Raw genomic sequence first — 26324 nt, forward strand, 5'->3', positions numbered from 1 at the left:
GCCCTCGTCGGACTTGGCCTCCAGGAACCTTACCGGATGATCCTCGCTGTCCTGACGATGCTGCCCTTTGCGGCGGCGCTGCTGCTGGCGCTGTGTCGCGACAGGGGTCGGCGCGTGCATGTTGCGATTGCCGCGGGCGCGAGCGCGGGCGGGTTGGCCTTGCTGCTGAGTGCAGCACCGACAGTGCTCGCCGGGACGCCGATCACCGCGCAGACCGCGTGGGTGCCGGCGCTCGGGCTCGATCTCAGCCTGTGGCTCGATCCGCTCGGGCTGCTGTTTGCCGGGTTGATCCTGGGCATCGGGCTGTTGGTCGTGATCTACGCGCAAGGGTATCTTGCGAAGGACGAAGCGACGGGGCGTTTTCTGTCGTTTCTGATGCTGTTCCAGGGCGCGATGGTCGGCATTGCCTTGTCGAACAACGTGCTGCTGATGCTCGTCTTCTGGGAGATGACCAGCCTGTCGTCGTTCCTGCTGATCGGCTTCTGGCGCGAACGCGCCGACGCCCGGCAGGGCGCGCGCATGGCGCTGGCGGTGACCGGCGGCGGCGGGCTGGCGCTGATCGGCGGCATGGTACTGCTGGGGCAGGCGGCTGGCTCGTACGAACTGGCGACCATCCTCGAGCGGGGCGACGTGGTCCGCGCGTCGCCGATGTTTCCGGCGATGCTCGTGCTGGTGCTGCTCGGCGCGTTCACCAAATCGGCGCAATTCCCGTTCCACTTCTGGCTGCCGCACGCGATGGCCGCGCCGACGCCGGTGAGCGCTTACCTCCATTCGGCGACGATGGTGAAGGCGGGCGTTTTCCTGCTGGCGCGGCTGTGGCCGGTGTTCGCGGGAAGCGAGGAATGGTTCTACCTCGTCACTGCCACTGGCCTTGTCACGATGATCTTCGGGGCGGGCGTCGCGCTGTTCCGTGATGATCTGAAGGCGATCCTTGCCTATTCGACGATCAGCCAGCTGGGGCTGATGGTGATGCTGCTCGGTTTCGGCACCGCCGCCGCCGCGGCGGCGGCTGTGTTCCACATCCTCAATCATGCGGCGTTCAAGGCCGCCTTGTTCATGAACGCCGGGATCGTCGATCACGAGACGGGAACGCGCGACATCCGGCGACTGGGCGGGCTGGCCGCGTTGATGCCAATCACTGCCACGCTGGGGACGCTGGCAGCGGCGGCGATGGCGGGGTTGCCGCCACTGGGCGGGTTCATTTCCAAGGAGATGATGCTCGAGGAAAGCGTTCACACCGCCTTTGCCGGGCAGGATTTGCTGGTGCCGCTGCTGGCGACGCTCGCCGCGATGCTGTCCGCCGCCTATTCGCTGCGATATGCGGTGAAGCTGTTCTTCGGCGCGAGACTTACCGGAGAAGTCGCAGCCCCACACGATCCCGGCATGGCGATGGTTGGGCCATCGATCGTGCTGGTCGGCGTCGCGCTTGCGCTGGGATTGCTGCCGATGACGCTCGCCGGCCCGCTCGTCGCGGCTGCCACGGCCGCGGTTACGGGCAGCGCTGCGCCGACGCTAAGCCTTGCGCTGTGGCACGGCATCAATCCAGCGCTGATGATGAGCATCGCCGCGGTGGCGGTGGGGGCGCTGCTGGTGTGGCGGTACGATGGCGTCGCAGCGGTGTTCGCGGGCAAGGCTACGCTCGACGCCAGGCGGATGTTCGACACGGCAATGGAAGCGATCGTGGCGACCACGCGATGGGCGTCGCTTGCCGTGCATGCCGCATCGCTCCAACGCTATCTGTTCGTGCTGTTCGCCGTCGCGGTGGCGCTGGGCATCGAGGCGGCATGGACGCGCGGCGGGTTGCGGGCGGGCGGCCGGCCGACGCAGCCCGCCTCACCGGTCGCGATCGTCGCTTGGTTCGCGCTGGTTGCGGCGACACTGACCGTCGTCGTGACGCAGCGGCAACGCTTCCTCGCGCTGGTGTTCATCAGCGTCATTGGCCTCGTTATTGCGCTGGCGTTCGTCCATTTGTCCGCGCCCGATCTCGCGCTGACGCAGATCGCGGTCGAGGTGGTGACGATCCTGCTGCTGCTGCTGGCGTTGCACCTGATGCCCAAGCTGCCGCAGCGCTTGTCGAGCCTGCCGCGCCGCACGCGCGACGGCGCGCTCGGGATCGCCGCGGGGCTGGGCACGGGATGGGCGGCCTGGGCGATCATGACGCGCGAGGTGCTCGATTCGGTTTCCGCCTATCACTGGGCCAACAGTTATTCAGGCGGTGGCGGCACGAATGTCGTGAACGTCACGCTGGTCGATTTCCGCGCCTTCGACACGATGGGCGAGATCATCGTGCTGGGCATCGCGGGGCTGGCGATCTTCGCGCTGCTCGAGCCCGCCGCGCGCGGTGTTGCGGGTCGCCGGCTGCGCGAATGGCGCGAGGACATGCCGCATTCGCCCGAGCGACACCCGATGATGTTCGTGATGGCAACGCGCCTGCTGCTGCCGCTGGCACTGCTCGTCGGCATCTACATCTTCCTGCGCGGACATAACCAGCCGGGCGGCGGATTCATCGCCGCACTCGTCTTCGCCATCGCGATCCTGCTGCAATATCTGGCGTCCGGCTTCGACTGGACCGACGAGCGGCGAAAGATCGGCGAGCATCCGCTGATCGCTTATGGCGTGCTGACCGCCGTCGCGACCGGGCTCGGGTCGCTTGTGTTCGGGGCATCGTTTCTGTCGAGCAGCTTCGGCTATTTCACGCTGCCGCTGATCGGCACGTTCGAGCTGGCGACCGCGATGTTCTTCGACCTGGGCGTGGTCTTCGTCGTACTGGGCGCGGTGATGATGGCATTGGCGCAGCTCAGCCACGTCGCACAGCGTGCCGCGAAGTCCGGCGAGCGAAACGAGGCGGAGGGCGCGCGATGAGCCTCGAGTTCCTGATCGCCAGCGCGATCGCCGTGCTGACCGCGGGCGGGGTCTATCTCGCGCTGCGTGGCCGCACGTTCCAGGTGGTGCTCGGGCTGACGTTGCTGTCCTATGCGGTGAACCTGTTCCTGTTCGCCGTCGGGCGATTGATCGTCGATCGGCCGCCGCTCTACGCCAAGGACGTGGTCGCTCACGCCGATCCGCTGCCGCAAGCGCTGGCGTTGACGGCGATCGTCATCACCTTCGGCATGACGGCATTGGTGGTGATCCTGTCGCTGCGCAGCTTCCTCGAAACCGGGTCCGACCAGGTGGACGGCGTGGTAGATGCGCCCAGCGACCAGCTACGCGACGAGCCGGCGCCATGACCGCGCTCGATCACCTAGTCATCGCGCCGATCGTGATACCGGCGATCGCAGCGCCGCTCGCGCTGCTGGTGATGCGGCGACGGCGGCGGGTCGGCGTCGCCATTTCGCTGGCAGGTTGCATGGCGATGCTTGTCGCCGCGCTCGCGCTGTTCGGCATCGCGCAGGACGATGCGATTCGCGTCTATGCGCTGGGTGGCTGGGTCGCCCCGTATGGCATCGTGCTGGTGCACGATCGCCTGTCGGCGATGATGCTGGTGCTGGCGGCGGCGCTGGCGATGATCGTCATGGTCCATGCCATCATCACGGCGGTGGATCGCAAGGGGTGGCATTTCCATCCGATGTTCCATTTCCAGCTACTCGGCCTGAACGGCGCGTTCCTGACGGGCGATCTGTTCAACCTATTCGTGTTCTTCGAGGTGCTGCTAATCGCCTCGTACGGATTGATGCTGCACGGCCAGGGCGCGGCGCGGCTGAAGGCCGGGGTCGGCTACGTCATCGTCAATATCGTCGGATCGGCGCTGTTCCTGATCGCGCTCGGGCTGCTGTACGGTCTGACCGGCACACTCAACATGGCGGATCTCGCACGGCGGGTCGCGGCACTCGGCGCGGCGGATCAGGGGCTGGTGCGCATGGCCGGGTTGCTGCTGCTGACGGTGTTCGCGCTGAAGGCTGCGGTGGCGCCGTTGCATCTGTGGCTGCCGCGCACCTATGCCGCGACCACGCCAGTCGTGGCGGCATTGTTTGCGATCATGACGAAGGTGGGCGTCTATGCGATGCTGCGCACCGTGCCGCTGATCTTCAACGATGGCGCAGGCGCCGCGGCGTGGGTGCCCGATCCGTGGCTGATGCCTGCCGCGGTGCTGACCGCGACCATCGGCTTCCTCGGCGTGCTGGGCGCGCGCGCGATGCGGGAACAAGCGGCGTTTGCGCTGCTCGGATCGACCGGCACGCTGCTGCTGGCGATATCGTGCTGGACGCAGGCGACGACTGCTGCTGGCCTGTTCTACCTCGTCCATTCGACGCTGGCGGGGGCGGCGCTGTTCCTGGTGGCGGACGTCACGCTGCGTCGCCGCGGGCAATATGGCGATGCGGTGGTCGCCAGCCCGCGCTTCGCCGAGCAGCAAGCGACCGCGCTGCTGTTTCTCGGCGCGACCGTGGCAACCGTCGGCCTGCCGCCGCTGTCGGGCTTCGTCGGCAAGCTGTTCGTGCTTCAGACGGTTGCCACGACCGCGGCATGGCCGCTGATCTGGGCGACCGTGCTGGGGACGACGCTGTTCGGCGTGATCGGCTTTGCGCGCAGTGGCAGCGCGGTCTTCTGGAAGGATGCGCCCGAGGGCGATGCCGTGGTCTGCCCGGACAGGTCGCGCGCGGAGCTGATCGCCCCATGCGCACTGCTGGCGGCGCTTGCGTTGCTGACGCTCGGGGCCGGTTGGGCAACCGCACAGGCACAGGCGACGGCGGCGCAATTGTTCGCGCCTCAGCGTTATCTGAGCGCAGTGCTGGAAGAGGGGCGATGATACGGTGGTTGTTGCCGCATCCCGCGCTGTCGGCGATGCTGCTCGTCGTATGGCTGTTGATGGCCAATACCATCACCGTCGGCGGGTTCGTGGTCGGCACGATCCTGGGCGTGATCCTGCCCAAGTTCACCCAGCCGTTCTGGCCCGATCGTCCGCGGATCCGCTTCGGGCGTGCGCTGATTGCGTATCTTGCGGTGGTGCTGTTCGATGTTCTCGTGGCGAACTTCCAGGTTGCTTGGCTGATCCTGTTCCGACGCAACCGGGATTTGCGATCGCGCTGGCTCGTCATCCCGATCGAGCTGACCACGCCCGAGGCGGTGACGATGCTGGCGGGAACGATCAGCCTGACGCCCGGGACGGTATCGTCCGACGTGTCGGCGGACGGACGCTATCTGCTCGTCCATGCGCTCGATGTGACTGACGAAGCCGCCGAGATCGCGCGTATCAAGGCGCGCTACGAGGCGCGGCTTCAGCAGGTTTTCATATGATCGAACTGTCGCTCCAGATCGCGTCGGTCGAGGTTGCGCTGGCGTTGCTGTTCAATGGCTGGCGACTGCTGAAGGGGCCGGCGCTGGGCGATCGCATCGTCGCGCTCGACACGATGGTGATCAACGTGATCGCGCTGATCGTGCTGATCGGGATGTTGAGCGGCGGCGACACCTATTTCGAGGCCGCGCTGCTGCTGGCGATGGTCGGGTTCGTCAGCACGATCGCGTATTGCAAGTTCATCCTGCGCGGGGACATCGTCGAATGAGCGCGCTCGTCGATGCTCTCATCGCTGGCCTCGTGCTGCTTGGCGCCGGCTTCGTCCTGATCGGCAGCTGGGGGCTGGTGCGGCTGCCCTCGACGATGGAGCGGTTGCACGGCCCGACGAAGGCGACGACGCTGGGGCTGGGCGCGCTGTTGCTCGCGTCGGTGGTGTATTTCCAGGCGCGGCTCGGCATCTGGACCGCGCATGAGCTGCTGATCTCGCTGTTCCTGTTCATCACCGCGCCGATCTCGGCGAACATGATCGCCAAGGTGCACCTGCACCGGGTGCATACCGGCGCGATCAAGGAGCCGACCAGCATCGCGGGGGCACCGCCGAGTCCCCCTGAGGGGGGCGATTGGGCGACGTTCGAGGAACCACAGAAGGACACGCCCTCTTCCACCGCGAGTACCTGATGCCATCGCGTCGCGCGCTGCGATCGTCCCCCGGGGGGTGACATACCGGTGTTGGTTGAGTCATAGCCCGGTCGGATGACTGACGCCCCCGCTGTCACCCAAGCGCGGCAACGCCTCGATCACCTTGCGCTATACCGCTGGTGGCGCCGATCGATCGTCGCGCCGGTCGATCACGAAGCGGTGGTCGCCCGCATCGTGGAGGAAAGCGGGTGGTCACCGCGCTACGCGTTCATGATCATGATGTCGGCAGGGATTGCAGTTCTCGGATTGCTGCTGTCGTCGCCGGCCGTCGTGATCGGCGCGATGCTGATCTCGCCATTGATGAGTCCAATCCTCGGCTTCGGGTTCAGCCTGGCGCTGTTCGATTCGGCGGAGCTGCGCCGTTCGCTCAAGGCCCTGGCGCTCGGCGCTGCCGCAGCGGTCGCGTTCACCGCGCTGATCGTGACGATCTCGCCATTACAGGCCCCCACGGCCGAAATCGTCGCGCGGACGCGGCCGAGCCTGTTTGACCTTGCCGTGGCGCTGTTCGCGGCGCTCGCGGGCAGTTTCGCCATCATCCGCGGCCGGGGCGAGACGATCGTCGGGGTGGCGATCGCGACTGCCTTGATGCCGCCGCTGGCGGTTGTCGGCTACGGTATCGCCACGCGCAACGTTCCCGTCGCGACTGGGGCGTTCGCGCTGTTCGTCACCAACTTCGTCACCATCGCGCTGTCCGCGACGGTGATGGCGCGCTTCTACGGCTTCGGCCATCATCTGTCGCGTCGGCAGAGCTGGGCGCAGTCGATCGGCTTGATCCTGGTCTTCGTAATCATGTCGGTGCCGCTCGGCATATCCTTGAACCGGATCGGGCGCGAGGCGGTAGCGGTCTCGCAGGTTCGATCGATGCTTGGAGAGCGGTATGGCGAGGATGCGCGCGTGACTCAGCTCGACCTCGATTTCGCGTCGACCCCGCTGGTGGTCCGGGCGGTCGTCATTACGCCGCGTGGCGCGATGCAGAAGACGCAGGCCGTTCAGGCGGCGCTGGGCGAAACACTCGGCCGGCCCGTTCGCCTCGACCTCGACCAGATCGTGCTGGAGGCGGGCGCCGGCGCGATCGACGCGCAGCGCGAGGAATTGCGTCAGGCCGGCGAGAGCGGCGCAGCCGAGGCGGCGCGGTTGGGCAAGCTGGCGGCGATGATCGCACTCATCACCGGCATTGCCGCGGACGACGTGACGATCGACCGCGATCATCGTCGCGCGACGGCCGCGGCACGCGTGCTGCCGGGCGCGACGATTGCGACCTACCGCACGCTGGAGGCGCGAGCGACCGAGGAGGCCGATGGCTGGGATGTGGCGATCGTTCCCCCGCAGGTGCCGCTGCCGATCATCGCCTTCGCCGACAACGTGGACATTCTGGACGATGCGGCGCGTGCGGCAGTGTTGACGTCCGCATGGGCTGCGCGCCGGTGGAACATGCCCGCGCTTGGCGTCCCCGGCTTACCGCAAGGAACCGTCCCCGACCGACCCGCGCTCAACGAGCGCCGGGCACTCGCGATTGCGGCCTTGCTGCAGACGCAAGGGTTGGCAGCGGTTTCGGCGCCAGCAGCCGGCCAGCGGTTCGCACTCATTACTACCCTGTCGAACGCGACCGGCAGCTCGGGCAACTGACGCCCCGGCAGCTTCCGGACGCCAGTATTCGATCAGAGGGTGCCCGCCGCCGCGGTACGAAGGATGGCAAGATCGTCGTCGAAAGTCATGGCTGCCTCGGCGCGCGTCAATGCCGCTGCGGCATGGTGTCTTGCCGATGATTCGAACAGTCCTGGCGCATGCGTCGCGAGTGCAGCCAAGGTCGCCCGCAAGCGCAATTGCACCTCGATATTGCCGGCGCCGTCGCGTGCTATAGGCCGGAAAAAGTCGTCGAACAGCTCTTCGATCCTGAGCCCTGGCGCATGGACCCGCTCGTGAACACCGGCGTCGGATCCGCGCTCGTTGTCGGCCAGCGCGAACAACACGCGCTGGCCCGCGCCCAGGACACGGATCGCGGTCCCCGGATCGTTCACTGCGGGTGATAATGCCCGGGATGCAATCTCCGATAGGACGATCAAGCCGAAGCGCGGGTCCTGCTCGAAGTCGCGGTCCGACTGGATCGTGAAGGCATCGACGATCTCTTTCCGGCAGTCATCGCCGACCTCGCCGACGATGTGTACGAGCGCGCGCTCGGGGAAAACGAACGCGCCGGGAAGCGGTGCGATATGGATCGTGAGGTTGTGGCGCTCGGCAAGCTGCGCCAACGCCGATGCATCGATGTGGACTATATAGCCCGACTTGGTGGTGAAACCCGCGGTGGCGGTGTTCGGAATGGTGACCGGCGGCTGCGCGCCGAGATGAGGCGCCTGCGCCCATGCCTCCATCGCCTCGCGGGCGACCTTTTCCACTCGTTCGACCGTGTCCCGCACGCGCCCGAAGCTCGACAGATGCTGGATCCAGCGCAGTAGGGTGATGACGATGACGACCACGATCACGATCGTGGCGAAGAACAGGACGACGCGTCCTTCGGCGCCGTACAGTCCCGTCGTCAACGCGATGATGCCGACGATGCTGAACAGAAATGTCCCGACAAACGTCGAAAGCGCGTTTTGCGTGAACCGGTCATCGACAAGCAATGCGTCGCACGGGGGGTCACGGTGCTCGTCGCTGCGCTATAGGCAGTCACCGAGGCGGACAGGGCAAAGGTTGTTACCGCGAGCATGCTCGATGCCAGGATCGACAGGATGTTGTCGACCGCCTTGCCACCCACCCGCAGACTGAGTTCGTAAGGGATGAACGGGGCGATCCACGCCGCCAGCAGCGCCGTCAGGACCGCTGCGATGCTGAAGAGCGACGCGCGGAACCAGATGCGCTTGGTTATCTGTCGAATGATGAAAAGGCTGCGCCCGGCCAGATAGCTACCCGTCAATGCATGTTCCCGGCCGTAATCGGGGGTAGCTCTACATCAGATTGCCGCCCACTGCGACTGCATGGCCGGCTTCTGGCAGCATGGTGTGGGTCAGGTAGAAAATACTGGGCCGGCAGCATTGCCGACCCAGTACCAGCTCTTTCGATTAGCGCAGCGAACCGCGGCGAAAGAGATTGATGATCGCGAGCAGCACGATCGCGCCGAGCAGCGACACCAGCACCGACTGGATAGAGATCGCGCCGCTCGTGATCGGCGCGCCGCCGATGAGTGGCGTCACGATGAAGCCGGCGAGCAATGCGCCAACAATGCCGACGACGACGTTCAGAATGATGCCTTGTTGGCCATCGGTGCGCATAATCATGCTTGCGACCCAGCCGATGAGGCCGCCGACAATAAGAAGGACGATGAGGCCCATGGTTTTTCCTTTCGCGTGTTTGCTTGAAGTCTAAACCAGCGGAGCCGCTCGAATGTTCAGATCGGCGCTTGCGGCCCAGAGCTACCGTTGGTGCTGATGCACTAGACGGATTGGTATCGGGCCTTGGAACGCCTGGCCGCGTCAGGCGCTTGGCCTCAATGTCTGACATGCTTTCGAGCCAAGGCCAGCTCACGCTCGGCCATCTGCAGCAATTGATGGCGCAGTTGCTCGATGGCGTGATCCTGATCGACCCGGCCGGGACGATCCTGAGCGCCAACGAGTCAGCGCTTCGGATGCACGGCGTCCAACACGTCGAGCAGCTCGGCGGGACGGCCGAAGGCTATGCGCAGCGCTTCCTGCTGCGCACGGGCGATCATCGCGCGATGAAGCATCGCGACTATCCGTTATTCCGCCTGCTCGCGGGAGAAAGCTTTCCCGACCTGATCGTCGAGGTCGCACCCGCGAGTGACGGCGAGGTACGGTGGGTCCATCAGGTCCGTGATGTCGTGATGAATGTCGATGGCGGCGAGGCCGATTATCTGGCGCTCGTCATCACCGACGTGTCGCAGCGGTTCGATGCCGAGGTGCGGTTCAAGGCGATGTTCAACGCCAACCCCGCGCCTGCGATCGTAGTGCGCTTGCACGATCAGCGCATCGTTCAGGTGAACCCGGGGTTCAGCACGTTAACCGGGTTTGCCGCGGATGACTTGCTCGACAAGACGCTGTTCGGCCTCGACCTGCTCCACGGGCTTGCCGACCTGCGCGCGTTCCGGCGACACATCGAAAACGGGGAGGTCGTGTCGCAGACCGAAGCCGAGTTGCGCGTCGCCGACGGATCGAGGCGGCTTGTGCTGTTCGCCGCCCAGCCGATCGACGTCACCGCTGAAGACGCGCTCCTCTTCACCTTCGCGGACCTCGAGCCGCGGCGACAGGCCGAAAAGGCATTAGCGGCCAACGAGCAGCATCTTCTGGCGATCTTCGAGATGGCCCCCGTCGCGATGATGGTCACGCGCAACGCCGATCACCGGATATCGGCGATCAATGCCGCCTTCCGGCAGCTGACCGGCCACGATGGCGCGGCCGTTGGGCAGACAGCCGATGAATTGAAGCTGTGGGATGGCGCCAAACAGCATGAAGCGCTCGAACGGATGCTCGCCGAACAGGGCGGTATCCGCGACGGCGATGGCAGAATCCTGTCGACAGCAGGCGCAGAGATCGATTGCCTCGTCTCAGCGGAGGCGATCAGCGTGGACGGCACGCCGTGCGTGCTCTGGGCCTTTCAGGACATCACCGAGCGCAAGCAGACCGAGCGTGAACTTGCCGACGCGATCGAAGCGGTGATGAAGGACACCAATTGGCTCAGCCATTCGATCCTCGACAAGCTGGCGACGCTTCGCCGACCCGAGGCTCGCGCGCCGGCGGTTGGGCTGAGCCCGCGGGAACGCGAGATCCTCGAACTGATCTGCGATGATCTGGACGACGGCGCGATTGCGGAGCGGTTGGCGCTATCGCGTAATACGGTGCGCAACCACGTCGCGCGGCTGTACGCCAAGATCGGCGTGAACCGTCGTAGCGGCGCGGTGATCTGGGGCCGCGAGCGGGGGATGGGCACGAGGCGTGATCCAGGCGCCGCTTCGTAGCGGCCGGCTGCCAATCGCGAAGGTGGCTGTTACTTGCTGTCGGTCGAGCGCCCAGGCTGGGGCGCAGTAGCGATGCTCGACAGGTCGTTGGCCGCATCGATGGGCGCGTTTGCCGCCTTCCGTTCGGAATAACGATCGACCAGCTGCGCGGTGTGTGGACGCAGCAGGATCGTGAAGCGCACCAGTTCCTCCATCACGTCGACGATCCGGTCGTAGTAACTTGACGGCTTCATCCGGCCCGCGTCGTCGAACTCCTCGAATGCCTTGGCGACGCTCGACTGGTTCGGGATCGTCACCATCCGCATCCAGCGGCCGAGCACGCGCAACGTGTTCACGCTGTTGAACGATTGCGACCCGGCCGAAACCTGCATCACCGCGAGCGTGCGGCCCTGCGTCGGGCGCATCCCGCCCATCGCGAGCGGCAAGTGATCGATTTGAAGCTTCATGATGCCAGTGATCTGGCCATGGCGTTCGGGGCTGCACCACACATGCCCTTCGGACCACAAAGATAATTGGCGCAGTTCGTGGACGGCGGGGTGATCGTCGCCGCTCACCTGATCGGGCAGCGGCAGCGTGGACGGATCGAAAATGCGGGTTTCGCAGCCGAAGAACTGCAGCAGGCGGGCTGCTTCCTCGATGCAGAGGCGCGAATAGGACCGTTCCCGCAGCGAGCCGTAGAGCAGCAGGATGCGCGGCGGCGGGTCGGCTGCGCCCAACCCGAGCGCTGGACGGTGAAGCGCGTAGCGTCGATCAAGTGCGGGCAGATGGTCGGGATCGATAAGCGGGCGAAGCGGCATTACAGACTGAGCCTTAGGGCGAGCGCGGCAAGCGTCACCAACAAAACGGGGACCGTCAGCGTCGCACCGACCCTGAAGTAATACCCCCAGCCGATGCGGATGCCCTTCTGCCCCAGGACGTGCAGCCACAGCAATGTGGCGAGCGAGCCGATCGGGGTGATCTTCGGGCCAAGATCACAGCCGATCACATTGGCGTAGATCATCGCTTCCCTCACCGCGCCCGTGGCCTGGGTCGCGTCGATCGACAACGCCCCGATCAGCACGGTCGGCATGTTGTTCATCACCGAAGACAGCAAGGCCGCGATGATCCCGGTGCCGAACGCCGCGCCCCATACGCCGCCCTGCGCGGTGCGATCGAGCAGCGCGGCGAGATAGTCGGTCAGCCCGGCGTTCCGCAGGCCGTAGACGACGAGGTACATGCCCAGCGAGAACAACACGATTTGCCACGGCGCGCCGGACAGCACCTTGCGCGTTTCGATGACGCGCCCGCGCCCCGCGACGACGAGCAACAGCGCAGCACCGGTCGCGGCGACGGCGCTGACGGGCACGCCGATCGGTTCGAGCAGGAAGAAGCCGGCGAGCAGGGCGGCGAGGACGACCCAGCCGGCCTTGAACGTGGCAGCGTCGCGGATCGCTGCGGCCGGAGCGCGCAGGTGCGCCACGTCGTAGCTCGCCGGTATGTCGCGCCGGAAGAACAGCAACAGCACGATAAGCGTCGCGGCGATCGAGGCCAGATCGACCGGCAGCATCACCGCGGCATAATCGGCAAAGCCGATCCGGAAGAAGTCGGCCGACACGATGTTGACGAGGTTCGACACGATCAGCGGCAGGCTGGCCGTGTCGGCGACGAACCCTGCCGCCATCACGAACGCGAGCGTTGCCTTGTCCTTGTATCCCAGCGCGCGCAGCATCGCGATGACGATCGGCGTCAGGATCAGCGCCGCGCCGTCATTGGCGAACAGCGCCGACACCGCCGCGCCCAGCAGCACGATCAGCACGAACAGCCGCCGCCCATGCCCGCCGCCCCAACGCGCAACGTGGAGCGCCGCCCATTCGAAGAACCCCGCCTCGTCCAGCAGCAGGCTGACGATGATGATCGCGACGAACGTCGCCGTCGCGTTCCAGACGATGCCCCACACCACCGGCACGTCCGACAGCGAGACCACCCCGACAAGCAGCGCCACGACTGCCCCGCCGATCGCGCTCCAGCCGATGCCGAGCCCCCGCGGCTGCCAGATGACGAGCGCGATGGTGACGACGAAGATGGCGAACGCGAGCAACATCAGGCGATGCGCTGGCCCGAGGCGTCCACCACCTGCTCACCGTCTTCCTTGGCGAACGCGCCCTGTTGCGGCTCGGGCAGCAGATCGAGCACGGCCTCGGACGGACGGCAAAGCTTCACCCCGAGCGGCGAGACGACGAGCGGGCGATTGATGAGGATCGGGTGCGCCATCATCGCGTCGAGCAGCGCATCGTCGGACAGCGCGGCGTCGGCCAAACCAAGCTCGGCGTAGGGCGTACCCTTCTCGCGCAGCAGATCGCGGGGGGCGATGCCGGCGCGCTCGATCAACTGGGCCAGCAGCGCGCGCGACGGCGGCGTTTTCAGATATTCGACAACGTGCGGTTCGATGCCGGCATTGCGGATCAGGCCGAGCGTATTGCGCGACGTGCCGCAGGCCGGATTGTGGTAGATCACGATATCGACGGTCACGGCACGTCCTTTCAGCAGCAGGGGGCGAGTTCGGCGACAAGCGGCGCGCACAGCTCGGGTGAGCCGGCGCAGCAGTCGTTGACCAGGAACAGCATCAGCGTGCGCAAACCGTCCAGATCGGCGCGGTAGATGATCGAGCGGCTGTGCCGTTCGGACCGGACGATCCCGGCGCGCGCGAGGATGCCGAGGTGCGCCGACATGGTGTTCTGCGGCACATCAAGCTGCCGCGCGATCTCACCCGCCGCCATGCCGGTCGGCTCATGGCGCACCAGCAGGCGGAAGACGTCGAGCCGCGTGGCTTGCGCAAGCGCCCCCAAGGCAACGATCGCCGAATCGCTATCCATATATCCAGCATAACGGATGGATGCGGTGATGCCAGAGCTTTGCTAGACCTCTGAGTCAGTGCTGAGCGGCGCGCAATCTAAGGTGCGCCTGCGACACCCACCTGGCGTTCTGTCGCTCCCGCCGGCGCGCGGGAATATGCCGTTGCGGCTTGGCACGGCCGATGTGGAGCGGCCGAGCCGAGACGCCTACTGGCGCGTGGACCCGCGGCCGCTCAGGTAATCGGGCCGAATCCATGTCCGTTTGCCGTAACGATCCCGCAACGCGGTCAGTCGAAGATGTCGAAGATCGAATTCCGCTTACGATAGCCTCCGCCATAGCTACCGCGCTCGCCCCGTTCGCCATACTCGCCGCGCTCACCGTATTCACCGCGTTCTCCGTGCGCGCCATAGCCGCCACCCCAGGGTTGCGGCGGGGGCGGGGCGTAGTGCGCGCCGGCCTGGGGCGGAGGCGCGGCGTTCTGGGCGCCCGCTGCCATCAGCTTTTCGAGCTCGCCCCGGTCCAGCCACACGCCGCGACAGGTGGGGCACATGTCGAATTGCACGCCCGCGCGGTCGACCGTCTGCATCGAGCTGTTGTCGTTGGGGCAGAGGAGTAGGGGCATGGGCGCTTCCTTTCAGGCCAGGCGCGGCATTGCTACGATCGCCGGAGCAGACCTAGGCCGATGCTCGATCGCCCGCAAGAATGGGGTGGCTCGCAGCTACGAGCGGAATGGGCGTAGGGCCTCGGGAGACCAAGATTGATCATCCAAGCCAATGTGTTGCGCCAGGAGGATCTGCTCGCGATCCGGGAGGGGCTTTCCAGCGCGGCGTTCCGTGACGGGCGGGCGACGGCGGGCGCTGCGGCGGGCCGGGTGAAGGACAATGCGCAGGCCCGCGGCAACGATCCCGGCGTGATTGCGCTCGCCCGCCGGGTGCGGCTCGCGCTTGAGGCGCACCCTGTCGTCCGCAGCTGGGTGCGACCGGTTCGCTGGTCGCAGCCGATGTTCGCCCGATACGGCCCCGGCCAGCACTACGGCGCCCACACCGACGCCGCCTTTGTCTATAACGAGAGCGGACGACCGGTTCGCACCGACATCAGCTTTACCCTCTTCCTGTCTGACCCGGGCGCGTACGACGGTGGTGAACTTTTGATCTCCGACCCGGCCGGGGATCGCCAATTCAGGCCCGCAGCAGGGTCGGCCATCTTCTACACGACGGGCCAGCTGCACTCGGTGACACCCGTCACCCGCGGCGAGCGGCTGGTTTGCGTCGGCTGGGTTCAAAGCCTGATCCGGCGTTCGGACCAGCGCGAACTCCTTAACGATCTCGAGCAGGTCCGAGACGAGATGGAGTCCGGCCACGGCTCGCTGCTGATGGACAAGGCGATTGGCAATTTGCTCCGCATGTGGGGCGAAGACTGATCGCCCGATCCCCGAGAGTCCGGCATCTAGCCGTCAGCCCCCGCCGGGCGCCTTTGCTTTCGTCGGTGGGTGCGCCTGTGGCGCTGCGTCGCGCGGTGCGCCGGTTTTCCAGTCGATCCGATACAGATCAAAGCGCCGGTCCGCGAGGTTGCGCACCGTGCCTTCCGCACGCGCCCAGGTGAGATCCGCCAGATTGACGTCGGCGATCGTCAGCGTCTCGATATTCTCGCTCGCTTCGGCGGCAATCCCGTCACGCGCAAACGGGAAGTCGCACGGCGTCAGGATGCAGGATTGCGCATATTGGATGTCCATATTGTCCACGCCGGGCAAGTTGCCGACATTGCCGGACAGGACGACGAAACACTGGTTCTCGATCGCCCGCGCCTGCGCGCAATAGCGCACGCGCATATAGCCCTGGCGATTGTCGGTGCAGAACGGAACGAAGATGATGCGGGCGCCCTCGTCGACCAGTCGGCGCGCCAGTTCGGGGAATTCGCTGTCGTAACAGATCAGGACGCCGACCGGCCCAATATCGGTCTGGATGACGTCGACCGAGCTGCCGCCCTTGATCTTCCACCAATAGGCCTCGTTGGGCGTGGGGTGGATCTTCTCCTGGGCGTGGACCGACCCGTCGCGTAGGCACACATACGCGACGTTCTGGATGCTGCCATCTTCGGTGCGGGTCGGGTGTGATCCGCCGACGATGTTGATGTTGTACCGCAGCGCCATGCGCGAAAGCTCGGCGACGATCGGTGCGCGATGCTCAGTCATGCGATCGATCGCTTCCATCGGCGACAGCGCGTGCGATTCGAACGAGAGCAGCGACATCGTGAAGAGTTCGGGAAACACGACGAAGTCGGAACGATAGTCCGCGGCGACGTCGACGAAATATTCGATGTTGTGGACGAACTCCTCGAAGTTCTTCACCGCCCGGGCCTGCAGCTGAACGGTCGCCAGGCGGACGCTCTCCACATCGCGCGGCACGCGGAACGCAGGGGGCTCGTTGGGGTCGACGTACGGGTTGCGCCACACCATGTGCGCTGCGAAGCCGTCGGACGGCTTGTCCGATGGCAGATATTGGCGAAGCGCCCCGATCGGCGTGAAGCCGTTCGCGAGCTGAAAGCCGATTACCTGGTCGCGCAATTCCCCGGCACGCACCCGCGCGATATAATCTTCCGGCCCGGCCAGCTTCGATTTCACCCGCGCATAGCCTGGCATGCGGCCACCGAAGACGATGCCGCGAAGTCCCAGTCGCTCGGCGAGCACGCGACGCGCTTCGTACAGGCGCTTGCCGATGCGCAGGCCGCGATGACGCTCGTCGACGGCCATTTCGATGCCGTAGAGCCAGTCTCCGGTCGGATCGTGCCGGCTGCCGAAGCCGCCGCCGGTGATCGTCGCCCAGTCATGCGGCGCGAGCGCGACAGCCTCGTCGATGCGGGAGGAGGCGCAATAGCCCACGATCGCGGACTCGTAGACCGCGACGAACTGCCCCTCGGGGAAATTGTTGATCTGCCCGCTGATCTGCCCGCCGCTGTAATTCTCGATGCCGGGGTAAGCCCGGCTGATGAGGGTCAAGATCCCCGGGACGTCGGTTGGAACGGCAACGCGCACCTCGAGGGTGGCTGGGCTCTTTCTGGGCACGATGGTCTCCTGAGCTGCTCACGACAACGCGCAGCGCTCGAATCGTATCAAGCTGGACGAACGGCGCTCCTTGGTCCGGCTGGCGCCCGATGCCAAGCGTCAGTGGCGGCGCCACGCAGATTGTTCGTATCGGGCGCTGACATCGTAGGTCCGGACGGGCTTCCCTCGCGCGGGGCCTCGACTTCCGGCACAAGTGCCGGATTGCTGACATTCTCCGCGAGTTCCAATCGCTTCGTCCTGATTGCGCATGGCGGCTGTCGATCTCCATCTGCCTGCGCGCGGCTTCATGCAGTGTTTACCTGTAAGCCATATCTGGCGGCGATCGCGGCGTTAAACTTTTGTCTTTGAGGACAAAGCGATGCGCGAGGAGTCGGAACCGGGATGCAGTATAATCCAGGCGTAAGCTGGTCCGCAGGCACCCCTGCCGTTCCTGTTCCGGTCGTAACCGACAACCGTATCCAGCAGCTGCTCGAAGCGACCCTTCAGGCAACGGCCTGTGGCGTTGCTGCCGTGTTTGCCGAGGATGGCGACGGATATCAGCGGATCGGACATGCCGGCGATCCGCTCGCTGAACTGGTGGAGATCGTTCCCACTTCGGCGGCAACGAGGCTGCCATCGGGCGCGTTCCAGATCGCGCCGGCCGCGGCTGGGGGAGGGCTGCGGGTGCAGGTCGGCGGGCGAGACCTGGAATGCTTCGCCGCGGCGGCTGCCTTCACGATCGCGAGCGGTAGGGTCGGTCTACTCGTCGTGGTGGACGAAACGTCGCACCGACATCTCAGCCCCGCGCAGGGTTATGTGCTGCAGGCCCAGGCCGCACACTGCCGGACGTTGCTGGAGCTTGCGGACGCCCACCGCTGCGCGCGCGACGAACGCGTAGCGGATGGCGTCGCGTCGGAGCGGCTTAGGCTCCTGGAATCGGTCGCCGTCCATGCTCGCGATTCGATCGTGATCACCGAGGCGGAGCCTTTGGACCTGCCCGGTCCGCGGATTCTGTTCTGCAACGCGGCGTTTACCCGCGCCACTGGCTATGCCGCGGAAGAGGTGCTCGGGAAGACACCCCGCATCCTGCAGGGCCCGGAAACCAGCGCAATCGCCCGCGCGAAGCTGCGCGAGGCCTTTGCATCGTGGCGCCCGGTCGAGGTCGAACTGGTCAATTATCGCAAGGACGGCACGCCGTTCTGGGTCGAGCTGAGCATCGTTCCCGTGGCGAACGAAGCTGGCTGGTTCACGCATTGGGTGTCCGTCCAGCGCGAGATCACCGAGCGCAAGGCAGCCGAAGAACTCGCCATGCGCATGCGCGTGACGCAGATCGAAAACGAGATGCTCGCCACGGAGATCCAGGAGCGCAAACGGGTCGAGGCGGAGCTGCTCTACGCGGCATTTCACGACAGCCTGACCCGCCTACGGAATCGCGCCTTCTTCATGGAACGGTTGAGCGGCGCGATCGAGCGACAAAGGGCGAATGCGGCCAATAGCTGCGCCGTGCTGTTTCTCGATCTCGACCGGTTCAAGGTCGTGAACGACAGCCTCGGCCATTCGGCGGGCGATACGCTGCTGAAGGAAATCGCGCGGCGGCTGAAGAGCTGTATGCGTCCGCAGGACACGTTGGCGCGCATCGGCGGTGACGAATTCGCTGTGCTCATCGAGGACGCAGCCGAGCTGGAAGCGGCCGCGGCGATCGCGGAGCGGATCATCGAGGCGATGCGGACGCCGGTGCGGCTGGGGCGTCAGGAGGTTTTTCCGGCCTGTAGCATCGGCATCGTCCAGTCGTCGCGGTACGATAATCCCCAGGTGCTGCTGCGCGATGCAGACATGGCCATGTACGAGGCCAAGCGCGCCGGTTACGGCAGCTACGCGGTCTTCAACGAAGTCATGCACGCTGACGCAGTCGCGAAGCTCGAGCTGCAGACGGACCTTCGGCTCGCGCTCGCCCGCGGCGAATTCGAGATCGTCTACCAGCCGATCATTCACCTCGCGAGCGGCCAGGCTTCCGGGTTCGAGGCGCTGCTTCGGTGGCGCCATCCGGTGCGCGGTCTGATCTCGCCTGCGGAGTTCATCGATGCGATCGAGGAGATCGGGCTCATCCGGCAAATCGACGGGTGGGTCCGGGTGGAGGCCTGCCGGCAGCTGAAGGCTTGGCAGGAGGCCTCGGGCCGACCCGATCTGCACATGAGCATCAATGCTTCCGCCACCGAATTCGCCGATCCGAATTTCGCGTCCGATCTTGCGGACCTGCTGACGCGCTTCGACCTCGCACCATCCACGGTGCAGCTCGAGATTACGGAAGGTATCTTCCTGGATCCTACGGCGGGCGTGATCGGCACGGTGGAGCAATTACGGCACCTAGGTGTGCGGATCGCGCTGGACGATTTCGGCACCGGCTATTCGTCGCTCAGCTACATCAACCGCTACCCGATCGATACGATCAAGATCGACCGTTCGTTCGTCATTGGCATGATCGCGAACGAGCGCACCTTCGCGGTCGTGGATCTGATCGTGAGCCTTGGGCGCAAACTGGATCTCGCGATCGTCGCCGAAGGGGTGGAGACGGCCGAACAGGCCGCAGCGCTTGCCGCCATCGGCTGTGGCTTCGGCCAGGGGTATCATTACGCCAGGCCAGCGCCGGCCGCCGTCGCGCAGGCGTTGTTGATCGGTTGATCCAAGGCTGGCGAAAGCCATCCCGGTCGTCGGATTTTGCAAGCGCGCGTATCGCTTTGTCATGAGGCTCGGGATAGGCGAGCGCTGGAGCGCGCCTGGCCGCCGATCGGGATAAGAGAGATCATCATGACATTGCTGGACACCCTCGTACCGACCTACGTGCAGATGCTGGGTGCGCTGTCAGCTTGGCTGGCCAAGGCCGAAGCGCAGCGGCCGGATGGTGGGGCGGAAGCGCTTCTCGCCGCGCGTCTGGCGCCGGACATGTTTCCATTATCCACTCAGGTCCGCTTTGCTTGCGTGCAGGCGCAGGAAGGCGTGTGCAGGCTGCGCGGGGATGCGCTGCCGGCGTCAGTGACGGCGCTGCTGGACGAGGGGCGGAACGCGGCCGAGCGCCCAGGATCGATCGCGGACGCGCGGGCTAGGATTGCCGAGACGTTGGCGGTCGTGGCGGCCGCCGCCGCGGACGCGCCAGTAATTGACCCCGCGACGCCGATTGCGCATGCACTGCCGCAGGGCATGGTGTTCGACCTCACCGCCGAGCAATATGCGCGCGACTGGGCGCTGCCGCAATTCTACTTCCACATCATGACCGCCTATACGATCCTGCGGGCGCAAGGCGTCGAACTGGGCAAGGCGGACTATGTCGCGCACATGTTCGCCTATCTTCGCCCCGGGACGCTGCCTGCGCAATAACGCGCGACAGGCCTATGCGCTTTGCTCGACGGGCAGCACCAAGGCGATCAGCAGGCGGGCGGCTTCGGCCGGGGCCGGTGTCATCCCGCCTTCGATCCAGGCCAGCAGAAAGCCGCTGACCGCGCCGGACAGCATTGCGATCGTCAGCTTCGGATTGTGCCGCCGCGCCTCGGTCGTTGGATAGGGCAGGGTAGCCGTTAGCTCCATCATCTGCTGGCGGAACAGCGTCGTCGCGTTCGCGCCGGCCGACCCGTCGAGCAGCGCGCGATAAAAGCCGGGGCGTTCCATGATGCGATGGAAGGCATAGCTGGTGATCTCCTGCACCGCCGCACGGGCATCCAGGCCTTGCGCCGCAAGCCGCCGCGCCAATGTGCGCTGCTCGGCAAGATCGTCGCCCAGCCGATCGATCAGCAGCGCGTTCACATCGGTGAAATGGCGATAGAAGGTCGGCCGTCCTACATCCGCTTCCTGCGCCAGCAGGCTGACCCCGATGTCCGAATACGGCATCCGCGCGATCAGGCGCTCGAGCGCGGCGTGCAAAGCGACACGCGTACGCCGCTGCCGCTGATCAAGCGACCCTTCCCCCTCTCCTGTCATTGCGTGGGTATCCACGCACGACCGTGACATTGCAACAACACCGTCGCGACAGTGCCGCGCCGGACATAAAGAGACACTTGTATCATAAAACGGCCGATGATAGCGCCCGCCGCACTGTAAGGCTGGCCGCTCAACGAGCCCGCTTCACCGCTTAGGAGTGGAACGAATGACTTTGAAGACCTGGGCTATCCTCGCATCGACCGCATCGATGCTGAGCGCCACCGCCGCCCTGGCCCAGAGCGCGCCGGCACCGACATCGGCACCTGCGACGCCGGCCGCTGCCGAGCAGGAGCAGGATGGCGTCGCACTCGGCGACATCATCGTCACAGCCCAGCGTCGCAGCGAGAACCTTCAGAACGTCCCGATCTCGATCACCGCAGCGAATGCCGATGCACTGGCGACCGCGCGCGTCGAGAACATCTCGAACATCCAGGCGATCAGCCCCAGCATCAGCTTCCGCGTGACGAACATCGCGTCGTCGTCCGCCAACGTCATCATCCGCGGTCTCGGCACGACGGGCAACAGCCGCAGCTTCGAAGGCTCGGTCGGCGTGTTCATCGACGGCGTCTATCGCAGCCGTGCGGCGTCGGCGCTGCAGAACTTCCTCGACATCGACAATCTGCAGGTGCTGCGCGGCCCGCAGGGAACGCTGTTCGGCAAGAACACCACGGCCGGCGCGCTGCTGCTGACCTCGACGCTGCCCGATCCCAATCAGGTCTCGGGTCTGGTCGATCTCAGCTACTCCAACTATGATACCGTGCTGGCGCGCGCAGCGGTCGGCGTGCCGCTGACGGATACGCTGACGTTCCGGATTGCCGCGCTTTCCTCGACCCGCGACGGGTTCTTCACCGATGCCACGAGCGGCCGCCCACTCAACAACGATGCCAGCCAGGCGGTGAAGGCGCAGCTTCGCTTCGAGCCGAGCAGCGCATTCTCGATCCGCCTGATCGGCGACTATTCCAACAGCGAAGGCAATTGCTGCTACGCCACCGCCGACTTCGTCGATGGCCCGACGCAGCCGCTGGTCAATGCACTGACGCAGGCCAACGGGAAGGTTCTGCCGTCTCGCCGGCTGAGCGCATTCAGCCAGTCGCTCGATGCCACGAACCAGCAGCAGATTCAGGATTACGGCGGCACCGCGCTGATCTCGATCGGCGTCGGCGAGGGCGAAATCCGCTCGGTCTTCGCGCTGCGCAAGTTCACCGTGGGGCAGCGGGACGCCGATGCGGACTTCTCGGGCGCCAGCATCCTGAGCCTGGACGAAGATTTCTCCAGCCGCTTCATCTCGCAGGAGCTGACGTACACCGGCAAAATCGAGGCGGTGAATGCCGACCTCGTGCTGGGCGGCTTCTTCTCGGACGAGAAGCTGGAAATGGCGCGTGATCTCGCGTGGGGAACGCAGGCGCAGACGTACTGGAACACGCTGCTCGCCGGGCAGGGCGTGCCGGCGGGCACTGCCTCCGCCACGCCAGGCCGCGTCGCCACGGAAGTGATGGGTGGACGCGCGCGCTCCTATGCCGCGTTCGGCCATCTCGATTTCGCGATCGGCAGCAAGTTCAACATCATCGCCGGCCTGCGCTATTCGATCGAAGAGAAGCAGGGCGACTTCCGCTACAGCTTCTACGATCCGCGGCCCAACGCGGTCTTCAAGCTGCTGGGCGTCTCGCCGGGCCCGGCCTATGACGCCGAGATCCGCAACAAGGCGCTCAGCGGCACATTCGGCCTGCAATACCGCCCGGTCGACGACCTGATGATTTATGCGACGTACAATCGCGGCTTCAAGGCTGGCGGCGTCAACATCGATGCCAACGGCGCGGGCACGCTCCTGAACAACCCAGCCGAGTTCAATGCCTTGCCGGCAGCGGTGCGGGGGCTGGTCAGTGCCTTCAATGGCGGCGCGACCGTCGGGCAGCCGCAGAATCCGACCTATGAGCCGGAAACCGTCAACGCCTATGAAGTCGGTGCGAAGTTCGAGTATCTCGATGGCCGCGCACGGACGAATGTCGCGCTGTTCTACTACGACATCTCCAACGTCCAGATTGCGCAGTTCGTCGGCCTTCAGTTCACCGTGCTCAACGCCAATGCCGCGAAGGATTACGGTGTCGAGTTCGAAAACCTGTTCCAGCTGACCTCGGCACTCACGCTCGGCCTCGACGGCACATGGCTGCCGCATGCCAGCTACGAGGACGATGCCGGCATCGATCCGGTGCTGTCGGGTTCGCGCTTCCGCTTCGCGCCGAAGTTCCAGGGCAATGCGACGCTCAACCTCGATCAGCCGATCACCGATGATCTCAATCTGACCGCACGCGTGCAATATCAGTATAGCGGGCGGCAGCTCATCAACACCGCTTCGCTGACCGAGCGTGGCGCGGTGAACATGATCAACGCCAATCTGGGCTTCAAGCTGAAGTCGGGGCTGAGCGTCGAGGGTTGGGCACAGAATGTGACCAACGAGATCTATCCGTCGCAGTCGTTCAACACGCCGCTGCAGACCGGCGACCAGAACGCCTATCTCGCGCCGCCGCGGACCTACGGCATCCGCCTGCGCGCGCAGTTCTGATCTGACAATTTGCTAATAATCTCGACCAGCGCCGCGCAATCGCGGCGCTGGTGGGCAATAAAACTACGACCTGCGGGTCGCCGGTCGTTAGCCGACGAACGCCTTTTCGATCACATACCCGCCCGGCGCCGCGTTCGACCCTTCGGTCAGCCCCGCCTCTTCCAGAATCTCGGCCATCTCCTTGTTGAAGGCGAGCGAGCCGCAGATCATGAACCGATAATCCATGTGATCTTCATCCGCGATCCCGAGCTCGGCGCGGAACTTGCCGCTGCGGATCAGGTCGGTAATCCGCCCCTTGCGGTGGAAATCCCCCTGCGTGACGGTCGGATAATAATGGAAGCGGTCCTTCAGCATCTCGCCGAAAATCTCGTCTTGGCGTATCTCTTCTTCCAGGAAGTCGCGATAGGCCAATTCCTCCGCTTGCCGCACGGTGTGCGTGACGACGATCTGCTCGAACCGCTCGTGCGTTTCGGGATCACGTAGCACCGACAGGAAGGGCGCGAGTCCTGTGCCCGTTCCCACCATGCAGAGCCGCTTGCCGGGCGTCAGCGCGTCAATGACGAGCGTCCCCGTCGGCTTCCGGCCGAGGAAGATGTAATCACCTTCCTTCAGATACTGGAGCCGCGAGGTGAGGGCACCGTCGGTCACCTTGACCGAGAAGAACTCCAGATGCTCCTCCCAGCTGGGGCTCGCGATCGAATAGGCGCGTAACACTGGCCGCTCGTTCTCGCCCAGCAGGCCGATCATCACGAACTCGCCCGATCGGAAGCGGAAGCTCTGCGGCCGCTCGACACGGAAGCTGAACAGGCCGTGGGTCCAATGATGGACCCAGGTCACCTTCACCAGCGCCAGACCCTTGGCTTCCGCCACATTCCGCAGCTCGCTCTCGGACAGGTTATTGCTAATCGACATGGAATCCATTGGTTCAATCGCCGTCATTCGGGCAGCGAGCCCGGTAAGTGAGAGGATAAATCGCTGACGTCCTTACATAGCGTGCAAATCCGCGATCACTAGTGAAGAGCCACTTGCCCCTCACCAAGCCGTGATTGCCACGCCGAGGCGGATGGTGCGTCCCGGTGCCGGCAGGCCGAGCTGCGGCACGACCAGGGTGTCGGTAATATTGTCGCCGCGCACGAACAGATCGACCCCGCCGTTGCCGACCGTCAGGCGCTGGCTCACCCGAAGGTTCAGCGATGCGGAGCGCGGCAGTGCGACCAGCACGCCATCGGCATCGGCGGAGAAGGCGCGGCCCACGTACTGCATCTCTGCCAGCGCACCGAAGCCCGATGGGGCGAGGTAATCGGCGAACAGCCGCGCGAGTGCGTCGGGCTTTTCGGCGAGGCGATCGCTCTGACCCGCGGCGACTTGCTTGCGCCGCGTGCGGCTGAGCGTGCCGCTGCCACCCAGCGACCAGCCGGCTGCTGGACGCCACTGCGCCGTGGCCTCGATCCCGAGCACGGTCGAGCCGGGCAAGTTGATGCGCTGTCGCAAGCGACCGACGTTGCGCTGGTCAATCGTGCCGTCGAGATCCTGCGCGAAGCCGGTCAGCGACAGCGTGGTAGAATCATCGTGCCACCTGGCGCCCAGTTCAGCGCTGACGATCCGCTCGGGCTGGAGATCGGGGTTGAGCAGGAAGCGATTCAGCACCTGGCCGAACAATTCACGCATCGTCGGCGCGCGCATCTTGCGCCCGAGGCTGGCATTCACCCGCCAGCTGTCGTCCGGTGTCCAAGCGAGTCCGACACGCCCGGTCCAGCCGCCGGCATCGACGATGCCCGGCTTGTCGCCGGTCTCAAGATACTCGACACGGTCGTAGCCGCCGCCAAGGTCGATGTTCAGTGCGTCGGTCGGCTGATTGGACAGGTCGAGCCCGAGGCTGACGTTGCGCTGGCGATAGTGAAGGAAGGCGGGCAACTGCACCGGCGCGATCCCGCCGACGAAGGTCGTGTCGCGCTGATCGTGCGTCGAATCCAGGACGTTCGCAGACGCAATCAGCCGCGCCGAGCCGAGCCGCTGCGTGAGCAGCGCGCGCGCGCCGACCGTGCGATCGCGGTCGACCTCCTGCGTGTCGCGCCGTTCGTAGGTGGCGCTGGTGTAGCTGTCGATCGTCTGGTTAAAGCGCTGATACCAGCCGATCAGGTCGAGCGCGGTGGTTGCGCCGAGGATCAGGCCCGCCTTGGCGGTGATCAGGCTGTGCTGGAGCGAGGGATAGCGCCAGAAACGTGCGCCAGCGGCGCGATCACTCTCGGGCGCGATGCCCTTTTCGGCATCGACGTGAAAGGCGGTGAGCGACAGGCGGTGGTCGCCGATCATCGTGCCGACGCGGCCGAAGACGCTGGCGAGTTCGCGATCGGTGTTGAGGCGGCGAGCGCCGACTTGCGAGAAGGGCAAAGCGGCATCATCGGCGACCGTCTCGCCATCACGCGAGGCGTAGTTGCTGCCAATCAAGAACTCGGTCACTCCGGTGACGAACGGAGAATTTGCCTGAAGCTCGCGGATGCCTCCGCTGCCCACCATCGCGCGGGCTGTGGCTGACGCAGGGCGTGCCGGCGCGAAGCTGATAGCGCCGAGCGCGTTGACGCCGTAGCGTGGCGCCAGCGGCCCGGGCGCGACCAACGCGCTGCCCGCGAGCCCAGACGGCAACATGCTGAGATCGAGCCGATTGTCCCAGGGCACGTTGATCGCGGCGCCGTCGTAGAAGACCGCGACCTGGCGCTCGGCGGCGCTGCGGACGAACGCGATCGCCTCGCCGCGCGAATTGATCGGCACGTAGGTCGACGGCAGCCGCCGCACGATATCGTCGGCAGCGTTGGCACCGATCAGGTCGATCGCGCGAGCGTCGATCGAATGGCGCGTACCGGTGGGAAAGGGCGCGCGCGCGCCGGGCAGCGACACGACGATATCGCCGGTAGTGTCGGTTACCTGAGCGCGCGCCGGAGACGCTGCGACGCCGACTGCGAGCAGAATCGTACTCGCGCCGACAAGACAATGACAACGCATACTCTTTTACTCGTCGAGGTCGGGC

The 26324-nt window shown here is 65.5% G+C and carries 22 protein-coding genes and 1 pseudogene; 12 read left to right on the top strand and 11 right to left on the bottom strand.

Features of this window, described 5'->3' with window-relative positions:
- Window positions 1-36: 36 nt before the first annotated feature.
- The 7 genes from LLW23_RS09265 (at window position 37) to LLW23_RS09295 (ending at window position 7555) form a co-directional block, all read left to right on the top strand.
- The gene (locus tag LLW23_RS09265) at window positions 37-2862 is read left to right on the top strand and encodes a monovalent cation/H+ antiporter subunit A (protein ID WP_228944879.1); all 2826 of its coding nucleotides are present in this window, start codon (window positions 37-39) and stop codon (window positions 2860-2862) included.
- Window positions 2859-3227: a Na+/H+ antiporter subunit C gene (locus LLW23_RS09270; RefSeq protein ID WP_228944881.1), complete on the top strand. Its 369-nt coding sequence runs from the start codon at window positions 2859-2861 to the stop codon at window positions 3225-3227. The genes LLW23_RS09265 and LLW23_RS09270 overlap by 4 nt, the downstream gene beginning before the upstream one ends.
- Window positions 3224-4744 (top strand): monovalent cation/H+ antiporter subunit D, encoded by a 1521-nt coding sequence (locus LLW23_RS09275; RefSeq protein WP_228944883.1) that lies wholly within the window; start codon window positions 3224-3226, stop codon window positions 4742-4744. Before LLW23_RS09270 ends, LLW23_RS09275 begins: the two co-directional genes overlap by 4 nt.
- Window positions 4741-5232: a Na+/H+ antiporter subunit E gene (locus LLW23_RS09280; RefSeq protein WP_228944885.1), complete on the top strand. Its 492-nt coding sequence runs from the start codon at window positions 4741-4743 to the stop codon at window positions 5230-5232. The genes LLW23_RS09275 and LLW23_RS09280 overlap by 4 nt, the downstream gene beginning before the upstream one ends.
- The gene (locus tag LLW23_RS09285; protein ID WP_228944887.1) at window positions 5229-5498 is read left to right on the top strand and encodes a K+/H+ antiporter subunit F; all 270 of its coding nucleotides are present in this window, start codon (window positions 5229-5231) and stop codon (window positions 5496-5498) included. Before LLW23_RS09280 ends, LLW23_RS09285 begins: the two co-directional genes overlap by 4 nt.
- Window positions 5495-5908 carry a Na+/H+ antiporter subunit G gene (locus LLW23_RS09290; RefSeq protein ID WP_228944889.1) on the top strand — a complete coding sequence of 138 codons (414 nt, stop codon included), beginning with the start codon at window positions 5495-5497 and terminating at the stop codon, window positions 5906-5908. Before LLW23_RS09285 ends, LLW23_RS09290 begins: the two co-directional genes overlap by 4 nt.
- A gap of 75 nt (window positions 5909-5983) precedes the next feature.
- Window positions 5984-7555 carry a DUF389 domain-containing protein gene (locus tag LLW23_RS09295; RefSeq protein ID WP_228944890.1) on the top strand — a complete coding sequence of 524 codons (1572 nt, stop codon included), beginning with the start codon at window positions 5984-5986 and terminating at the stop codon, window positions 7553-7555.
- 32 nt (window positions 7556-7587) lie between these two features.
- Here LLW23_RS09295 and LLW23_RS09300 read toward each other — a convergent pair.
- Both LLW23_RS09300 and LLW23_RS09305 read right to left on the bottom strand, forming a co-directional pair.
- Window positions 7588-8843, bottom strand: a pseudogene (locus tag LLW23_RS09300) (DUF2254 domain-containing protein).
- A 145-nt stretch (window positions 8844-8988) separates the two neighbouring features.
- Window positions 8989-9258, bottom strand: a complete 270-nt coding sequence (locus LLW23_RS09305; RefSeq protein WP_228944892.1) for a GlsB/YeaQ/YmgE family stress response membrane protein — start codon at window positions 9256-9258, stop codon at window positions 8989-8991.
- Between the two features lie 158 nt (window positions 9259-9416).
- Between LLW23_RS09305 and LLW23_RS09310 the strand changes: the two genes are divergently transcribed.
- On the top strand, window positions 9417-10898 hold the full coding sequence (locus tag LLW23_RS09310; RefSeq protein ID WP_228944894.1) for a helix-turn-helix transcriptional regulator: 1482 nt from the start codon (window positions 9417-9419) through the stop codon (window positions 10896-10898).
- Window positions 10899-10927: 29 nt separating this feature from the next.
- Here the strand turns inward: LLW23_RS09310 and arsH are convergent, their stop codons facing one another.
- The 5 genes from arsH to LLW23_RS09335 all read right to left on the bottom strand — a co-directional run bounded on the left by arsH (window position 10928) and on the right by LLW23_RS09335 (window position 14352).
- A complete protein-coding gene (gene arsH, locus LLW23_RS09315; protein WP_228944896.1) occupies window positions 10928-11695 on the bottom strand; it encodes an arsenical resistance protein ArsH in 768 nt (255 codons plus the stop codon).
- A complete protein-coding gene (locus LLW23_RS09320; protein ID WP_228944898.1) occupies window positions 11695-12978 on the bottom strand; it encodes an arsenic transporter in 1284 nt (427 codons plus the stop codon). Before LLW23_RS09320 ends, arsH begins: the two co-directional genes overlap by 1 nt.
- The gene (gene arsC / locus LLW23_RS09325) at window positions 12978-13406 is read right to left on the bottom strand and encodes an arsenate reductase (glutaredoxin) (RefSeq protein ID WP_228944900.1); all 429 of its coding nucleotides are present in this window, start codon (window positions 13404-13406) and stop codon (window positions 12978-12980) included. Before arsC ends, LLW23_RS09320 begins: the two co-directional genes overlap by 1 nt.
- A gap of 11 nt (window positions 13407-13417) precedes the next feature.
- Window positions 13418-13750, bottom strand: a complete 333-nt coding sequence (locus LLW23_RS09330) for an ArsR/SmtB family transcription factor (RefSeq protein ID WP_228944902.1) — start codon at window positions 13748-13750, stop codon at window positions 13418-13420.
- A gap of 266 nt (window positions 13751-14016) precedes the next feature.
- The gene (locus LLW23_RS09335) at window positions 14017-14352 is read right to left on the bottom strand and encodes a TFIIB-type zinc ribbon-containing protein (protein ID WP_228944904.1); all 336 of its coding nucleotides are present in this window, start codon (window positions 14350-14352) and stop codon (window positions 14017-14019) included.
- A gap of 135 nt (window positions 14353-14487) precedes the next feature.
- Between LLW23_RS09335 and LLW23_RS09340 the strand changes: the two genes are divergently transcribed.
- Window positions 14488-15150: a Fe2+-dependent dioxygenase gene (locus LLW23_RS09340; RefSeq protein WP_228944906.1), complete on the top strand. Its 663-nt coding sequence runs from the start codon at window positions 14488-14490 to the stop codon at window positions 15148-15150.
- A 33-nt stretch (window positions 15151-15183) separates the two neighbouring features.
- On the opposite strand, the gene LLW23_RS09345 is transcribed toward LLW23_RS09340, so the two are convergent.
- Window positions 15184-16791, bottom strand: coding sequence for a carbon-nitrogen hydrolase family protein (locus tag LLW23_RS09345; RefSeq protein WP_228944908.1), 1608 nt, complete (start codon window positions 16789-16791; stop codon window positions 15184-15186).
- 381 nt (window positions 16792-17172) lie between these two features.
- Between LLW23_RS09345 and LLW23_RS09350 the strand changes: the two genes are divergently transcribed.
- Complete coding sequence (locus LLW23_RS09350) at window positions 17173-19449, top strand: putative bifunctional diguanylate cyclase/phosphodiesterase (protein ID WP_228944910.1); 2277 nt, start codon at window positions 17173-17175, stop codon at window positions 19447-19449.
- Between the two features lie 126 nt (window positions 19450-19575).
- A complete protein-coding gene (locus LLW23_RS09355; protein WP_228944912.1) occupies window positions 19576-20142 on the top strand; it encodes a DUF1993 family protein in 567 nt (188 codons plus the stop codon).
- A gap of 12 nt (window positions 20143-20154) precedes the next feature.
- Here LLW23_RS09355 and LLW23_RS09360 read toward each other — a convergent pair whose 3' ends face one another.
- Window positions 20155-20682 (bottom strand): TetR/AcrR family transcriptional regulator, encoded by a 528-nt coding sequence (locus tag LLW23_RS09360; protein ID WP_228944914.1) that lies wholly within the window; start codon window positions 20680-20682, stop codon window positions 20155-20157.
- Between the two features lie 223 nt (window positions 20683-20905).
- Between LLW23_RS09360 and LLW23_RS09365 the strand changes: the two genes are divergently transcribed.
- Complete coding sequence (locus tag LLW23_RS09365; protein ID WP_228944916.1) at window positions 20906-23299, top strand: TonB-dependent receptor; 2394 nt, start codon at window positions 20906-20908, stop codon at window positions 23297-23299.
- 87 nt (window positions 23300-23386) lie between these two features.
- On the opposite strand, the gene LLW23_RS09370 is transcribed toward LLW23_RS09365, so the two are convergent.
- A complete protein-coding gene (locus LLW23_RS09370; protein ID WP_228944918.1) occupies window positions 23387-24211 on the bottom strand; it encodes a ferredoxin--NADP reductase in 825 nt (274 codons plus the stop codon).
- 120 nt (window positions 24212-24331) lie between these two features.
- Complete coding sequence (locus LLW23_RS09375) at window positions 24332-26299, bottom strand: TonB-dependent receptor (protein WP_228944920.1); 1968 nt, start codon at window positions 26297-26299, stop codon at window positions 24332-24334.
- Window positions 26300-26324 lie beyond the last annotated feature (25 nt).

It is taken from the genome of Sphingomonas radiodurans, from assembly GCF_020866845.1.
Taxonomy (GTDB): Bacteria; Pseudomonadota; Alphaproteobacteria; order Sphingomonadales; family Sphingomonadaceae; genus Sphingomonas; species Sphingomonas radiodurans.

Coding starts and splice junctions, on each gene's coding strand:
- LLW23_RS09265 (WP_228944879.1), top strand. CDS start 37: ATGATCCTCGCTGTCCTGACGATGCTGCCCTTTGCGGCGGCGCTGCTG.
- LLW23_RS09270 (WP_228944881.1), top strand. CDS start 2,859: ATGAGCCTCGAGTTCCTGATCGCCAGCGCGATCGCCGTGCTGACCGCG.
- LLW23_RS09275 (WP_228944883.1), top strand. CDS start 3,224: ATGACCGCGCTCGATCACCTAGTCATCGCGCCGATCGTGATACCGGCG.
- LLW23_RS09280 (WP_228944885.1), top strand. CDS start 4,741: ATGATACGGTGGTTGTTGCCGCATCCCGCGCTGTCGGCGATGCTGCTC.
- LLW23_RS09285 (WP_228944887.1), top strand. CDS start 5,229: ATGATCGAACTGTCGCTCCAGATCGCGTCGGTCGAGGTTGCGCTGGCG.
- LLW23_RS09290 (WP_228944889.1), top strand. CDS start 5,495: ATGAGCGCGCTCGTCGATGCTCTCATCGCTGGCCTCGTGCTGCTTGGC.
- LLW23_RS09295 (WP_228944890.1), top strand. CDS start 5,984: ATGACTGACGCCCCCGCTGTCACCCAAGCGCGGCAACGCCTCGATCAC.
- LLW23_RS09305 (WP_228944892.1), bottom strand. CDS start 9,258: ATGGGCCTCATCGTCCTTCTTATTGTCGGCGGCCTCATCGGCTGGGTC.
- LLW23_RS09310 (WP_228944894.1), top strand. CDS start 9,417: ATGTCTGACATGCTTTCGAGCCAAGGCCAGCTCACGCTCGGCCATCTG.
- arsH (WP_228944896.1), bottom strand. CDS start 11,695: ATGCCGCTTCGCCCGCTTATCGATCCCGACCATCTGCCCGCACTTGAT.
- LLW23_RS09320 (WP_228944898.1), bottom strand. CDS start 12,978: ATGTTGCTCGCGTTCGCCATCTTCGTCGTCACCATCGCGCTCGTCATC.
- LLW23_RS09330 (WP_228944902.1), bottom strand. CDS start 13,750: ATGGATAGCGATTCGGCGATCGTTGCCTTGGGGGCGCTTGCGCAAGCC.
- LLW23_RS09335 (WP_228944904.1), bottom strand. CDS start 14,352: ATGCCCCTACTCCTCTGCCCCAACGACAACAGCTCGATGCAGACGGTC.
- LLW23_RS09350 (WP_228944910.1), top strand. CDS start 17,173: ATGCAGTATAATCCAGGCGTAAGCTGGTCCGCAGGCACCCCTGCCGTT.
- LLW23_RS09355 (WP_228944912.1), top strand. CDS start 19,576: ATGACATTGCTGGACACCCTCGTACCGACCTACGTGCAGATGCTGGGT.
- LLW23_RS09365 (WP_228944916.1), top strand. CDS start 20,906: ATGACTTTGAAGACCTGGGCTATCCTCGCATCGACCGCATCGATGCTG.
- LLW23_RS09370 (WP_228944918.1), bottom strand. CDS start 24,211: ATGTCGATTAGCAATAACCTGTCCGAGAGCGAGCTGCGGAATGTGGCG.
- LLW23_RS09375 (WP_228944920.1), bottom strand. CDS start 26,299: ATGCGTTGTCATTGTCTTGTCGGCGCGAGTACGATTCTGCTCGCAGTC.